The sequence below is a fragment of the Gallibacterium faecale genome (assembly GCF_027920745.1).
Lineage (GTDB): Bacteria > Pseudomonadota > Gammaproteobacteria > Enterobacterales > Pasteurellaceae > Gallibacterium > Gallibacterium faecale.
This window is the reverse complement of record NZ_JAQIBB010000034.1, coordinates 1-13,411: the sequence shown is the minus strand read 5'-3', so window position 1 is coordinate 13,411 and position 13,411 is coordinate 1. Positions and strand designations below refer to the sequence as shown.

The window sequence follows — 13,411 nt, the reverse complement described above, 5'->3', positions numbered from 1 at the left end:
GAGAATGAAAAGGCTGAACTCTGTTCAGCCTTTATTGTTAATAGAAGCATTAGTTTTTTAAGGTTTGCAAATATTCAGCAACCGCTTTCATATCATCTTCATTTAGACGAGATTTAACCGTATTCCCCGGACCAACGATTTCACCTGATTTACGTTTTTTTAATGTGGTTACAATCTCATCAACACTTAGTTTATTGATAATCGCTGATTGATTAAGTGCAGATTTTTCACCTTGCTGACCATGACAAATAGCACAATTTTGGCTAAATACATTTTCACCATGTTCTAAGGTTGTTTCAGCATTAGCGACAGTGGCTAATACTAAGGTAAATAGTGTTAGTGATAGTTTTTGCATGATTTCCCCACAAAGAAAAAGTTATTGATATGTTATTAAAAAATAAACGGTCAAATTTATAAAAGATTTTATTTAAAGGGTCAATCAAAAAAGAAAGAAGACCATTTTAGATAGATTTAGAAAGGGGAATTGGCTTGTGGCTTGTTCCCAGACGTGACACCAGTATAATAGTCAAATTATTTTATTCATTTTCCAAAAAATTATGTCAGAACAACAAAAAACAAATAATAAAAAAATACGTCATTTCAATAAAAAAACAGCAAGACATTCACAACCGTTAGCAGAGTGGCAACGTGAATTGTTATCGCAATTAAATGATGTAATGTTGATGGAAAAATATCCGCTAATGGCTCGGATTAAAAATACACCACAACAAGCAAAAGAAGCATTACAAACCGAGCTTAATCAAGTAGTAATGGTAGCGAAACAACGATTATCACAACGCCAGCAACGAACTATAACGATTACTTATCCAGAAGAATTGCCAGTTAGCCAACGCCGAGAACAGATTTTATCTGCTATTCGAGAACACCAAGTTGTCGTGATTGCAGGAGAAACCGGATCGGGTAAAACAACGCAATTACCGAAGATGTGTTTAGAGTTAGGTTTAGGAAAGCGAGGCTTAATTGGTCACACACAACCGCGGCGAATTGCGGCTCGTTCAGTGGCTACCCGAATTGCAGAGGAATTACAAACAGAATTAGGCGATTTAGTTGGCTACAAAGTGCGTTTTAATGATCAAGTTGGTGATGAAACGCAAATCAAATTGATGACGGATGGGATTTTATTAGCAGAAATCCAATCAGATCGTTATCTAAACCAATATGAAGTGTTAATTATTGATGAAGCCCATGAACGCAGTTTAAATAATGATTTTATTCTTGGGTATTTAAAACAGTTATTACCACGTCGCCCAGACTTAAAAGTGGTGATTACCTCAGCAACGATTGATGTTGAACGTTTTTCACGCCATTTTGATCATGCGCCGATTATTGAAGTATCGGGCAGAACCTATCCTGTTGAAGTACGTTATCGCCCTGTGGCAGAGAGCGAGGATCAGGATCAGTTACAAGCGATCTTTGATGCAGTAGATGAACTGCAAGCAGAAGGTCGAGGTGATATTTTAATTTTTATGAATGGTGAACGGGAAATCCGAGATACAGCAGAAGCACTAGAAAAAAGAGAATTACGTCATACAGAAATTTTACCACTGTATGCTCGTTTATCGGCACAAGAGCAAAATCGTATTTTTCATCCAAGTGGCTTAAATCGGATTATCTTAGCGACAAATGTAGCAGAAACCTCATTAACTGTACCGGGCATTAAATATGTGATCGATCCGGGAACGGCGAGAATTTCGCGTTATAGCTATCGTACTAAAGTACAACGTTTACCGATTGAGCCAATTTCACAAGCCTCAGCGAATCAACGTAAAGGGCGTTGTGGACGTGTGAGTGAAGGGATTTGTATACGTCTGTATTCAGAGGAAGATTTCAATAATCGACCACAATTTACCGATCCAGAAATTTTGCGAACCAATCTTGCTTCAGTAATTTTACAAATGACAGCACTAGGGCTAGATGATATTGAGGCATTTCCATTTGTAGATGCCCCAGATCGCCGTCAAATCCAAGATGGATTACGTTTATTAGAAGAGTTACAGGCATTAAAATGGATTGAAACTCGTTCAGGTAAAAAACGGGTATTAACTGAAAGTGGGAGACAATTAGCTAATTTACCAATCGATCCTCGTTTAGGAAAAATGGTGTTGAGTGCAGCACAAATGGGAAGTTTACGTGAGGTAATGGTGATTGTTTCTGCGTTGTCAATTCAAGATCCACGAGAACGTCCACAAGAGAAACAACAATCTGCTGATGATAAACATCGCCGTTTTGCAGATAAAAATTCAGATTTCTTAGCTTTTGTGAATTTATGGCAATACATTCAAACACAACAAAAAGCACTGTCACGTAATCAGTTCCGTCGTCTATGTCAAAAAGATTATCTCAACTATTTACGGATTCGAGAGTGGCAAGATATTTATCACCAATTACGTTTAACTGTACGAGAAATGGGGTTAGCTATTAATTCAGAAGCAGCGGAATATGTTGCTATTCATACGGCGTTGCTAACCGGTTTACTCTCTCATATTGGTAATAAAGAAGCAGAAAAACAGCAATATTTAGGGGCAAGAAATGCCCATTTCTCGATTTTCCCAGCTTCTGTTTTATTTAAGAAACAACCTAAATGGTGTATGGCAGCGGAACTTGTAGAAACAAGTAAATTGTGGGGAAGAATGGTTGCCAGTATTGAAGCTGAATGGATTGAACCATTGGCACAACATTTAGTAAAACGTAGTTATCACGAACCACATTGGTCAAAAAAACAGGGGGCGGTATTAGCCAGTGAAAAAGTTACACTTTATGGTGTCCCGATTGTTCAAGGCAGAACTGTCCATTATGGACCAATTGATCCTCTTACTTGCCGAGAAATTTTTATTCGTTCAGCTTTAGTTGAAGGGGATTGGCATACTAAACATAAATTTTTCTCTGAAAATCAGAAATTGATTCGGGAAGTTGAGGAGCTGGAACATAAAACACGCCGCCGTGATATTCTGGTGAGTGAGCAAACGCTATTTGAATTTTATGATCAACGTATTCCAGCACAAGTGATTTCACAACGCCATTTTGATAAATGGTGGCAACAAGCACAAAAAACAGAACCTGAATTATTAAATTTTGAAAAGGCTTTCTTATTAAATGAAGAAGCTAATATTAGTGCTTTAGATTTCCCAAATTATTGGCATCAAGGTAACTTAAAATTAAAACTTACTTACCAATTTGAACCGGGTAGTGATGCGGATGGGGTAACTGTTCATATTCCATTACCGCTGTTAAATCAGGTAGGGTTACAAGGGTTTGATTGGCAAATTCCGGGTTTACGTAAAGAGTTGGTGATTGCGTTAATTAAATCGTTGCCAAAAGCTCAACGACGAAATTTTGTCCCCGCGCCAAATTATGCAGAAGCATTTTTAGGACGAGCAGAACCTTTTGCAAAACCGTTAGTAGAAACTTTGAGCGAACAATTTAGAAAGATGACTGGAGTTTGGGTTGAACCGTCAGAGTGGAATTGGGAACAAGTACCGACACATCTAAAAATGACTTTCCGAGTCATTGATGAAAAAGGACGTAAAATCGCTGAAGATAGCGATCTTGATGCTTTGAAAGTCGCATTAAAAGATCGTATTCAACAAAGTATTGCCGAAGTTGCTGATGATGGTATCGAACAAACAGGAATCCATATTTGGAACTTTGATAAATTACCGCAATTTTATGAGCAAAAGAAACAAGGTTTTAGCATTAAAGCTTTTCCTGCAATTGTGGATGAGAAAGAATCAGTTGGTATTAAACTATTTGAAACTGAATTTGAACAGCAACGAGCGATGCAACAAGGATTACGTCGTTTATTGCTGTTAAATGTACCGTCGCCAATCAAATATTTACATGAAAAATTGCCAAATAAAGCAAAACTGGGATTATATTTCACCCCTTTTGGTACAGTATTACAGCTGATTGATGACTGTATTGCTTGTGCGGTCGATAAGTTAATTGTTGATTTTGGTGGATTTGTTTGGGAAGAAGAAAAATTTGAACAGCTACGGGATTTTGTGCGCGCAAATTTAAATGAAATTACAGTTGAGATTGCACAAAAAATAGAACAAATTTTAACTTTAGTATTTGAAATTAATAAACGTATGAAAGGGCGTTTAGATTTCAATTTAGCGTTTGCCTTATCAGATATCAAAGCACAATTAGCAGAGTTGATTTATCCAGGATTTGTTGAAAAAACAGGGTATCAGCGTTTGCCGGATTTATATCGTTACTTGCAAGCGATTGATAAACGCCTAGATAAAGTGGCACAAGATGTTAATCGTGACAGGGCGGCAATGCTACGGATTGAAAAAGTCCAGCAAGCCTATCAACAGCTATTAAATAAATTGCCAAAATCAAAACCAATTTCAGATGAAATTTTAGAAATTCGGTATATGATTGAGGAATTGCGAGTTAGCTTATTTGCACAGCAATTAGGAACCGCTTACCCAATTTCAGATAAACGGATTTTGAATTTATTACAAGAGTTGGGATAAAACGCCATTACCTTTTAAGGTAATCATCAATATATCCATTAAGTAAAGGAGGCATTTATGCATTGTCCATTTTGTGCAGCGCCAGAAACTAAAGTAATTGATAGCCGTTTAGTCGCTGAAGGTTATCAAGTAAGACGCCGTCGTGAGTGTTTGCAATGCAAGGAGCGCTTTACTACTTTTGAATCGGCTGAATTAATTATTCCACGTATTATTAAAAATAATGGTAATCGAGAGCCATTTAATGAAGAAAAACTGCGTACTGGGATTTATCATGCGTTAGAAAAACGCCCAGTGAGTGAGGCACAAATTGAAGATGCGATTATGCGCATTGAACATGCATTACAAGCAACTGGGGAAAGAGAAGTGCCGAGTAAATTGGTCGGTAATTTAGTGATGAATGAATTAAAGAAGATGGATAAAGTAGCGTATATTCGTTTTGCTTCGGTCTATTTAAGTTTTGATGATATTAAACAATTTAGTGATGAAATTGAAAAATTAAAAGAGAGAGATAACGATTAAGATGTCAGCAGTAGGTTTTTCAGAACAAGATCAGCAGTTTATGGCATTGGCAATTGAACTTGCCAAAAAAGGACGTTTTACTTGTACCCCTAATCCAGCAGTAGGTTGTGTGTTAGTTAAAGATGGAAAAATTGTTGGGCAAGGTTATCATGCAAAAGCAGGGGAAGGTCATGCAGAAGTGATGGCAATGCGTGAAGCAGGAGAAAACGCAAAAGGTGCGACTGCTTATGTGACTTTAGAACCTTGCTCTCATTATGGGCGGACACCACCTTGTGCTAAAGGATTAATTGAAGCAGGTGTGGTGAGGGTAGTGGCAGCAATGCAGGATCCCAATCCGCAAGTAGCTGGTCGTGGTTTGAAAATGTTAGCCGATGCAGGAATCAGTACCTCGGTAGGGTTGTTAGAAAAGGAAGCTGAACAATTAAATCGTGGTTTTTTAAAGAGAATGCGAACTGGTTTGCCTTATGTACAATTAAAAATGGCAATGAGTATTGATGGGCGAACTGCAATGGCAAATGGTGAAAGTCAGTGGATTACAGGTGAGTTAGCCAGACAGGATGTGCAGCAATATCGTGCGATGGCGTCTGCCATTTTATCAACCAGTAAAACAGTAATAATCGATGATGCCGCATTGACGGTGCGTTGGTCACAATTAGAACCACAGATACAAGCGATCTATCCAGAGGAAAAATTACGTCAACCACTACGTATTATTTTAGATTCACAACATAAGGTATCACCAACAGGGCGTCTATTTGCAACACCAACGCCAATTTGGTTAGTGAGTTCGCAAGCCAGAGAAATGCAAGGTTATCCTGAGTTTTGTCAGCAGCAACAATTACCGGAAAGCCCCTATTTTTTAACGGATCTATTTACTTTTTTAGGCAAACAGCAGATCAATTCTGTTTGGGTAGAAGCGGGAGCAACTTTAGCGGGTAAGTTAATTGAAGCTGGGGTTGTAGATGAGCTGATTGTATATATCGCGCCGAAGTTATTAGGAGATCAGGCAAAAGGGTTATGCCATTTGCCGAATTTACATCATCTTGCGGATGCTCCCTTATGGAAACTCGCTGAAATGACACAAATCGGTGAAGATATTAAATTAGTTTATCGTCAGTCAGAGTTGTAGTTGTTAGGTTTCAACATAATACGGTGTTATATCATCACGCCGTATTATTTATGTTATTGTCTTCTACTAGAGGTAGCACGCCATAATAATCGCGTGTTCACGTCCGCCATCAGGCAGAGGATAATAGTTTTTGCGTAGAGAAACTTCATTAAAGCCGAGTGTTTGATATAAACATTGGGCTTTTTTATTTGATTCACGTACCTCTAACCAAAGCGTATTTATCCCTTTTTCTCTTAACTGTGCCATTAATGATTGCAATAAAGTTTTACCTAACCCTTGTCCTTGTGATTGAGGCGTAATCGCAATATTAAATAAGGTAGCTTCATCAAGCACCATTTGGCAAATACAAAAACCAACAATCTGATCTCGTTGTAAAAGTTTGAGATTAAGATAATTTTCTCCCTGATTATTTTTTAGCGTCCCTAAACTCCATGGTACTGTATGGGCAGCAGTTTCAATAGAGAAGATTTGAGCGAAATCAGTTTCTTGGATCGGTTGAATATCAATGTTCATCATACTGGATTAAATATTGTTGAATCTGTTGCCAAATTTGCCGTTTTTGTACAGCGTCTAATTGTAGATGTTTTGGCAAAGCGATGACTTGGTGTGGTGGTTTTGCAAAAGGAGAATTCGCTAATGCTGTTTGGCAATCTTCAGTATAAAAAATTAGTAGGGGCTGCTGGCTTTCAACACGAGCTAATTTATCACTGGAAAGGGTGAGCAACGTGTTGTTGGTTGTGCTATTTGCTGCACGCAGTAAATCTTGTACTAATGGTTGTTGCAGTAAATGCGGTTGATTGGTGAGTAATAGCGTATGAATCTGTGATGAAAGTTGAATGTTACCTATGCCCTGTAACACATCTGGGCGAGTTAATTCCCAAAGTGTGATTCCCATTTCATGTAGTAACAATTCTCGTCGGTTCATCTTACATACTCCTTTTTGCCGCCGCCAATCATAGCATTTCTTGCTAGAAAAAGAAGTAGGCGTAGTTTGATTTACTCAAGAAAATCTAGCTTGGTGTAAGTCTATCTAGTATTTGCTTATCTTTTTCCGTAATGGGTATTTCAATTTTTCCTTAAAAAAGAAGCCTAAATAATCATTAACAGAAAATTTACCTGAGAAATATAAGGGATATTTATTTTTAAATTGAATCTATTTCAGTAAATGTTTATTTAGTCTTTCATAAATGTATTAGCGTTGTTAGAATATTCGCCGGAAAATTAAGGAGTGGTTAATGAACACAATTTCACTAGAAGCTCAGCAAGTTAGAGCGGCTTTATCGGCGAAAGGCATAGAAACGCCAATGGTGGCACGTGTTGGAACACAAGATGAACGCCGCCAAAAAATTGAACAACATATGCGTGAAGTGATGAATATTTTAGGGTTGGATCTGCGTGATGATAGTTTAGAAGAAACGCCAAAACGCTTAGCTAAAATGTATCTTGATGAGATCTTCAGTGGTCTGGATTACCATAATTTCCCTAAAATTACTCGTATTGAAAATCGAATGAATGTCAGTGAAATGGTATTGGTGAATGATATTAATTTAACCAGTACCTGTGAACATCATTTTGTTACATTTGCCGGCAAAGTATCAGTGGCTTATTATCCAAAAGATTGGGTGATTGGTTTGTCGAAAATTAATCGTGTGGTCGATTTTTTAGCGCAACGTCCACAAGTGCAAGAGCGTTTAACGGAACAAATTTTAGTTGCATTTCAAACCTTATTAGAAACAGAAGATGTGGCGGTTTATGTGAGAGCAACCCATTTTTGTGTGAAATGCCGTGGTGTTCGTGATGCGAATAGTTTTACCGTAACCTCTGCGTATGGTGGCGTATTCCAACAAGATCGTGAACGTAAACAAGAATTCCTCGCTTTAATATCAAAATAGTTTAATTTTTCAAATTTTATTCATATTTAAAGCATTCTGTACTATACTTTCGCCCGCAATGAAACAGACACATTGTGGGTGTTTATCATTGCAGAGTCTGTTAAAAATAAACTTTTTTAATTAATCACAAGTTACCCCTCGTATAGGTAACCACTGTAAGGATTTTTATTATGCCAATTATTACTTTACCTGACGGTTCTCAACGTCAATTCGATCAACCTGTAACTGTTCTTGAAGTCGCACAAAGTATCGGTGCTGGATTAGCAAAAGCCTGTATCGTTGGACGTGTTAATGGTGTGCGTAAAGATGCCTGTGATCTGATTAGCGAAGATGCTAAGTTAGAAATTATCACAGCAAAAGATGAAGATGGTTTAGAAATTATTCGCCACTCTTGTGCACACTTACTTGGTCATGCCTTAAAACAACTTTATCCAAATGCCAAAATGGCGATTGGTCCAACGATTGAAAATGGCTTCTATTACGACATTGACTTAGAACAATCGCTAACGACCGAAGATTTAGAAAAAATCGAAAAGCGTATGCTCGAGTTAGCGAAAACCAATTATGACGTGGTGAAAGAACCTGTGTCTTGGCAGCAAGCACATGACGTATTTGAGCAACGTGGTGAGCCATATAAGATGGCAATCTTAGAAGAAAACATTGAAAGAACTGCAACACCAGCACTTTATCACCACCAAGAATATATTGATATGTGTCGTGGACCACACGTACCCAATATGCGTTTTTGTCATCACTTTAAATTACAAAAAGTGGCAGGAGCTTATTGGCGTGGTGATAGCAATAATAAGATGTTGCAACGTATTTATGGTACTGCATGGGCGGATAAGAAACAGCTTGCTGAGTATTTAAAACGTCTTGAAGAAGCAGCAAAACGTGACCACCGTAAAATTGGTAAAGCATTAGATCTTTATCATATGCAAGAAGAAGCACCGGGAATGGTGTTTTGGCACAATGACGGTTGGACGATTTTCCGTGAATTAGAAACTTTTGTGCGTGCTAAATTAAAAGAATACGATTACCAAGAAGTAAAAGGTCCATTTATGATGGATCGTGTTTTGTGGGAAAAGACAGGTCACTGGCAAAATTATGGTGATTTAATGTTCACTACTTCATCAGAAAACCGTGAATATGCAATTAAACCAATGAACTGCCCAGGACACGTACAAATTTTTAACCAAGGTTTAAAATCATATCGTGATCTTCCATTAAGAATGGCGGAATTTGGTTCATGTCATCGTAATGAACCATCAGGATCATTACATGGATTAATGCGTGTACGTGGCTTTACTCAAGATGATGCTCATATTTTCTGTACTGAAGATCAAATTGAAAGTGAAGTAACCTCTTGTATCAAGATGGTTTATGACATTTATAGCACTTTCGGTTTTACTGATATTTATGTAAAACTTTCAACTCGTCCGGAAAGTCGTATTGGTTCTGATGAAATGTGGGATCGTGCGGAAGCAGACCTAGCGAAAGCATTAGAACATAATGGATTAGCGTATCAAGTACAACCGGGTGAAGGTGCATTCTATGGACCGAAACTTGAGTTTGCTTTACGTGACAGCATTGGACGTGAATGGCAATGCGGTACCATTCAGTTAGATTTTGCTTTACCAGGTCGTTTAAATGCGTCTTACGTTGCAGAAGATAACGAACGTAAAACACCAGTGATGATTCACCGAGCAATTCTTGGTTCTATTGAGCGTTTCATCGGAATTATTACTGAAGAATACGCTGGTTTCTTCCCTGCATGGTTAGCACCAACCCAAGCGGTAGTAATGAATATTACTGACTCACAAGCGGAATATGTGCAAAACGTGGTGAAAACTCTTTCTGATGCTGGATTACGTGTTAAATCAGAGCTTCGCAATGAGAAAATTGGCTTTAAGATCCGTGAACATACCTTAAAACGTGTTCCTTATATGTTGGTATGTGGGGATAAAGAAATCGCAGAAGGTAAGATTGCGGTACGTACTCGTAAAGGTCAGGATTTAGGTTCTTTCTCAGTCGAAGAATTTACTGAAATCTTGAAGAAACAAGTAAGAGGACGTGAGTTGAAATTACTTGGTGAAGAGTAAGCTAGATTAGTTTCTAGATAATAATGTAGAAAACCACGCTAGTAATAGCGTGGTTTTCCTCTATTTAACGGTCACTAATATATCGTTTTCGGTAGATTTTTCGATTAATCGCCCAACAGGGATTAAATGAATATTCGCCTGTTCTGCTAAAGCAAATAACGCTTGTCTGGCTTCTGGTTTTACTGCGACGAGTAAGCCACCAGAGGTTTGTGGATCACAAAGTACCGCTTTTTGTTGTGGGGTAAGAGGGCTAACATGATGACCATAGCTATCAAAGTTACGCTCTGTACCACCTGGAATACAGCCTTTCTCAATATAATCATACACACCATCAAGAGTGGTAATATTAGCAAAATCAACCTCTGCCGCTACATTTGAACCCTCGCACATTTCGAGTAAATGTCCTAATAAACCGAACCCGGTCACATCAGTCATCGCCGTAACGCCATCAAGTTCAGAGAATTGGGCACCAATCTTATTCATTTGACACATCACTTGTGCGGCTAAACCTTGATGTTCTGGTTTCAATTTGCCTTTCTTTTCGGCAGTAGTTAAAACGCCAATACCTAAAGGTTTAGTGAGATATAATTCACAACCTGCCTGTGCAGAATTATTTTTTTTCACTTTTTCAATTGGAATAATTCCTGTTACAGCAAGCCCAAAAATAGGTTCAGGTGAGTCAATAGAGTGCCCTCCTGCTAATGCAATTCCAGCTTCTTTACAAGCTTGGCGCCCTCCTTCAACGATACGTCTAGCAATTTCAGGCGGCAAAAGTTTAATTGGAAAGCCTAAAATAGCTATTGCCATGATCGGTTTTCCTCCCATGGCAAAGATGTCGCTAATTGCATTTGTAGCGGCAATTCGACCAAAAGTGAACGGATCATCAACGATCGGCATAAAAAAATCGGTGGTACTAATAATCCCCATACCATTACCAATATCATAAACAGCCGCATCATCTTTGCTTTCGTTGCCAACCAGAAGATGAGGATCGATAAACTTTTCAATTTCGGTATGTAGGATAGATTCAAGAACTTTAGGAGATATTTTACATCCACAGCCAGCGCCGTGACTGTATTGGGTTAAACGTATTACATCTGCAACTGTATTTTCAAAATCAATATTGCTATTTGCGTGATTTGTCATAAGCATTCACTCCGTTTTAGCTTAAAGAATTTTTACTATAGCTTAACACTTTAACTTGCGTAAAAAACAATTTTGATCACATTTTTAAAATAAAGATGGATAAATGAGCTGATTTAAGTAATCGCTTTATTTACAAAATGTTAAATTTTAGTTATTAATTGAGCAATTCTACATCGGGTAGAAGATATTGACTGAAGGAGAATAGGTTATGCAAACCTTATTTAAAAAATCATTACTTGTTGCTGCATTAGGTTTAACAATGACAGGTGTAGCAACAGCAGCCAATGTACCCGCCGGTGCGGATCTTGCGAAAAAACAAGAGCTAGTTTGGAATATTAGTGCTAATCCAGCAACGTTAGATCCACAAAAGATGGAGGGCGATGTAGAGGGCTATTTTGCTAGACAAATTTTTGAAACATTAGTGACTTCAGATGAGAAAGGACATATTTTGCCGGGTGCAGCCACTTCTTGGGAACATAGCGATGATTTTAAGACCTGGACATTCCATCTTCGTCCAGAAGCAGAATGGTCAAATGGTGAACCTGTTACTGCACAGGATTTTGTGTATGCCTGGCAGCGTCTAGCCGATCCGAACACAGCTTCACCTTATGCGAGTTATTTAGATTTTTTGAAATTAGAAAATGCGGATAAGGTTTTAGAAGGCAAAGCTCAAGTTAAAGATTTAGGTGTGGAAGCTAAAGATGATCATACATTGGTATTACATTTAACAGAGGCTGTGCCGTATGTTGATAAATTAGTAGAGCATTACGTGCTTTCACCAGTTAATAAAAAGGTCGTTGAGCAATTTGGTGATGCGTGGACAAAACCGGGTAATTTAGTGGGGAATGGTGCATTTAAACTTGTTTCGATGGTAGTCAATGAAAAAGCTATTTTAGAAAGAAACACGCATTATTGGGATAATGCAAAAACGGTATTAACAAAAGTGACATTATTGCCAATTGAGTCAGCAGCAACTGATATCGCGCGTTATCGCGCTGGTGATGAGGATGTGACAGGGAAGGAATTACCAATAGAATTGTTCGCAAAATTGAAAAAAGAAATGCCGAATGAAATTTATACCCCACCAGTCTTATGTACTTATACCTATGAAATGAATACCGTTAAACCACCTTTTAATGATGCTAAGGTACGCAAAGCATTATCTCTTGCATTAGATCGCCATATTATGACGGATAAGATTTTGCAACAAGGACAAAAACCTGCTTATCTGTTTACACCACCGTTTATTAATGGTGCAGAAAAGATGAAAAATCCAGAATGGGCAAGTTGGGATCAAAAGAAACGCAGTGAAGAAGCATTGAAATTATTAAAAGAGGCTGGCTACGATAAATCGCATCCACTGAATTTTAAGTTGTTATATAACACTTCGGATAATCACAAAAAATTGGCGATTGCCGCACAATCAATTTGGAAGAAAAACCTTCAAGGTGTTGTGGATGTGACATTAGATAATCAAGAGTGGAAAACCTATTTGGATACTCGACGTCAAGGTAACTCACAAATGGCACGAGCTGGGTGGTGTGCTGATTATAATGAAGCAACAACCTTCTTAAATTATTTCTTATCAAATAGTGCCAACAACCGTGCTTTCTATAAGAATAAAGAATATGACGAATTGATTGCGTCTTCTTTCCGTGCTAAGACAGATGAAGAACGAGTAGAGATTTATGCCAAAGCAGAACAGATCTTAGTGAAAGATAGTGCAGTAATTAATGTCTATTATTATGTTCAACCAAGATTAGTAAAACCTTGGGTGAAAGGTTTTGCAGCTAATCATCCAGCGAAAAACTACTATTTAAAAGATGTTTATATTCTTAAACATTAAGATTTAAAACGATGGACAATTTGTCCATCGTTTTTTTGAAAAATTCATTTAGTCTATGCAGTAATGATTACAGAATAATTATTGTAAGATTGATAACCGATCATCATATTTTAGGTATAAATAATAGCTAACTATTCCAATAAATCAGTATCTGAACTTATTTTAAAGATTTAGATTGATTATCGTTAGTTGATGAGAATTTAGTCTATAGTATCCTTTTCTGAAGTATTTTTGACTAGCTTATTTTGAGGTAAGATTACTTTATTAAAAAAACA

At 37.6% G+C, this 13,411-nt stretch carries 10 protein-coding genes; 6 read left to right on the top strand and 4 right to left on the bottom strand.

From position 1 onward, the window contains the following. Positions 1–49: 49 nt before the first annotated feature. Complete coding sequence (locus tag PF272_RS02205; RefSeq protein WP_271141445.1) at positions 50–355, bottom strand: c-type cytochrome; 306 nt, start codon at positions 353–355, stop codon at positions 50–52. A gap of 202 nt (positions 356–557) precedes the next feature. Between PF272_RS02205 and hrpA the strand changes: the two genes are divergently transcribed. Genes hrpA through ribD form a run of 3 tightly spaced genes read left to right on the top strand, consistent with a single transcriptional unit; the run spans position 558 to position 6,150 of the window. Next, positions 558–4,502 (top strand): ATP-dependent RNA helicase HrpA, encoded by a 3,945-nt coding sequence (gene hrpA, locus PF272_RS02200; RefSeq protein ID WP_271141444.1) that lies wholly within the window; start codon positions 558–560, stop codon positions 4,500–4,502. Positions 4,503–4,559: 57 nt separating this feature from the next. Continuing rightward, positions 4,560–5,021, top strand: a complete 462-nt coding sequence (gene nrdR / locus PF272_RS02195; protein WP_065237489.1) for a transcriptional regulator NrdR — start codon at positions 4,560–4,562, stop codon at positions 5,019–5,021. 1 nt (position 5,022) lies between these two features. Beyond that, positions 5,023–6,150, top strand: coding sequence for a bifunctional diaminohydroxyphosphoribosylaminopyrimidine deaminase/5-amino-6-(5-phosphoribosylamino)uracil reductase RibD (gene ribD / locus PF272_RS02190; RefSeq protein ID WP_271141443.1), 1,128 nt, complete (start codon positions 5,023–5,025; stop codon positions 6,148–6,150). Positions 6,151–6,216: 66 nt separating this feature from the next. On the opposite strand, the gene rimI is transcribed toward ribD, so the two are convergent. Then, positions 6,217–6,663, bottom strand: a complete 447-nt coding sequence (rimI, locus tag PF272_RS02185; protein WP_271141470.1) for a ribosomal protein S18-alanine N-acetyltransferase — start codon at positions 6,661–6,663, stop codon at positions 6,217–6,219. Next, positions 6,653–7,075, bottom strand: coding sequence for a DNA polymerase III subunit psi (locus PF272_RS02180; protein WP_271141442.1), 423 nt, complete (start codon positions 7,073–7,075; stop codon positions 6,653–6,655). The genes rimI and PF272_RS02180 overlap by 11 nt, the downstream gene beginning before the upstream one ends. A gap of 310 nt (positions 7,076–7,385) precedes the next feature. Here PF272_RS02180 and folE point away from each other — a divergent pair, with 310 nt between their 5' ends. Together folE and thrS are read left to right on the top strand one after the other, a co-directional pair. Continuing rightward, a complete protein-coding gene (gene folE, locus PF272_RS02175; RefSeq protein ID WP_065234229.1) occupies positions 7,386–8,042 on the top strand; it encodes a GTP cyclohydrolase I FolE in 657 nt (218 codons plus the stop codon). 170 nt (positions 8,043–8,212) lie between these two features. Continuing rightward, positions 8,213–10,144, top strand: coding sequence for a threonine--tRNA ligase (gene thrS, locus PF272_RS02170; RefSeq protein ID WP_271141441.1), 1,932 nt, complete (start codon positions 8,213–8,215; stop codon positions 10,142–10,144). Between the two features lie 60 nt (positions 10,145–10,204). Here thrS and selD read toward each other — a convergent pair whose 3' ends face one another. Further along, positions 10,205–11,290: a selenide, water dikinase SelD gene (gene selD / locus PF272_RS02165; protein WP_271141440.1), complete on the bottom strand. Its 1,086-nt coding sequence runs from the start codon at positions 11,288–11,290 to the stop codon at positions 10,205–10,207. 208 nt (positions 11,291–11,498) lie between these two features. Here selD and PF272_RS02160 point away from each other — a divergent pair, with 208 nt between their 5' ends. Continuing rightward, positions 11,499–13,136 carry an ABC transporter substrate-binding protein gene (locus PF272_RS02160; protein ID WP_413789413.1) on the top strand — a complete coding sequence of 546 codons (1,638 nt, stop codon included), beginning with the start codon at positions 11,499–11,501 and terminating at the stop codon, positions 13,134–13,136. Positions 13,137–13,411 lie beyond the last annotated feature (275 nt).

What these genes read in the sequence shown, in the direction of transcription:
- PF272_RS02205 (WP_271141445.1), bottom strand. Translation starts at nt 355, where the DNA reads ATGCAAAAACTATCACTAACACTATTTACCTTAGTATTAGCCACTGTC.
- hrpA (WP_271141444.1), top strand. Translation starts at nt 558, where the DNA reads ATGTCAGAACAACAAAAAACAAATAATAAAAAAATACGTCATTTCAAT.
- nrdR (WP_065237489.1), top strand. Translation starts at nt 4,560, where the DNA reads ATGCATTGTCCATTTTGTGCAGCGCCAGAAACTAAAGTAATTGATAGC.
- ribD (WP_271141443.1), top strand. Translation starts at nt 5,023, where the DNA reads ATGTCAGCAGTAGGTTTTTCAGAACAAGATCAGCAGTTTATGGCATTG.
- rimI (WP_271141470.1), bottom strand. Translation starts at nt 6,663, where the DNA reads ATGAACATTGATATTCAACCGATCCAAGAAACTGATTTCGCTCAAATC.
- PF272_RS02180 (WP_271141442.1), bottom strand. Translation starts at nt 7,075, where the DNA reads ATGAACCGACGAGAATTGTTACTACATGAAATGGGAATCACACTTTGG.
- folE (WP_065234229.1), top strand. Translation starts at nt 7,386, where the DNA reads ATGAACACAATTTCACTAGAAGCTCAGCAAGTTAGAGCGGCTTTATCG.
- thrS (WP_271141441.1), top strand. Translation starts at nt 8,213, where the DNA reads ATGCCAATTATTACTTTACCTGACGGTTCTCAACGTCAATTCGATCAA.
- selD (WP_271141440.1), bottom strand. Translation starts at nt 11,290, where the DNA reads ATGACAAATCACGCAAATAGCAATATTGATTTTGAAAATACAGTTGCA.
- PF272_RS02160 (WP_413789413.1), top strand. Translation starts at nt 11,499, where the DNA reads ATGCAAACCTTATTTAAAAAATCATTACTTGTTGCTGCATTAGGTTTA.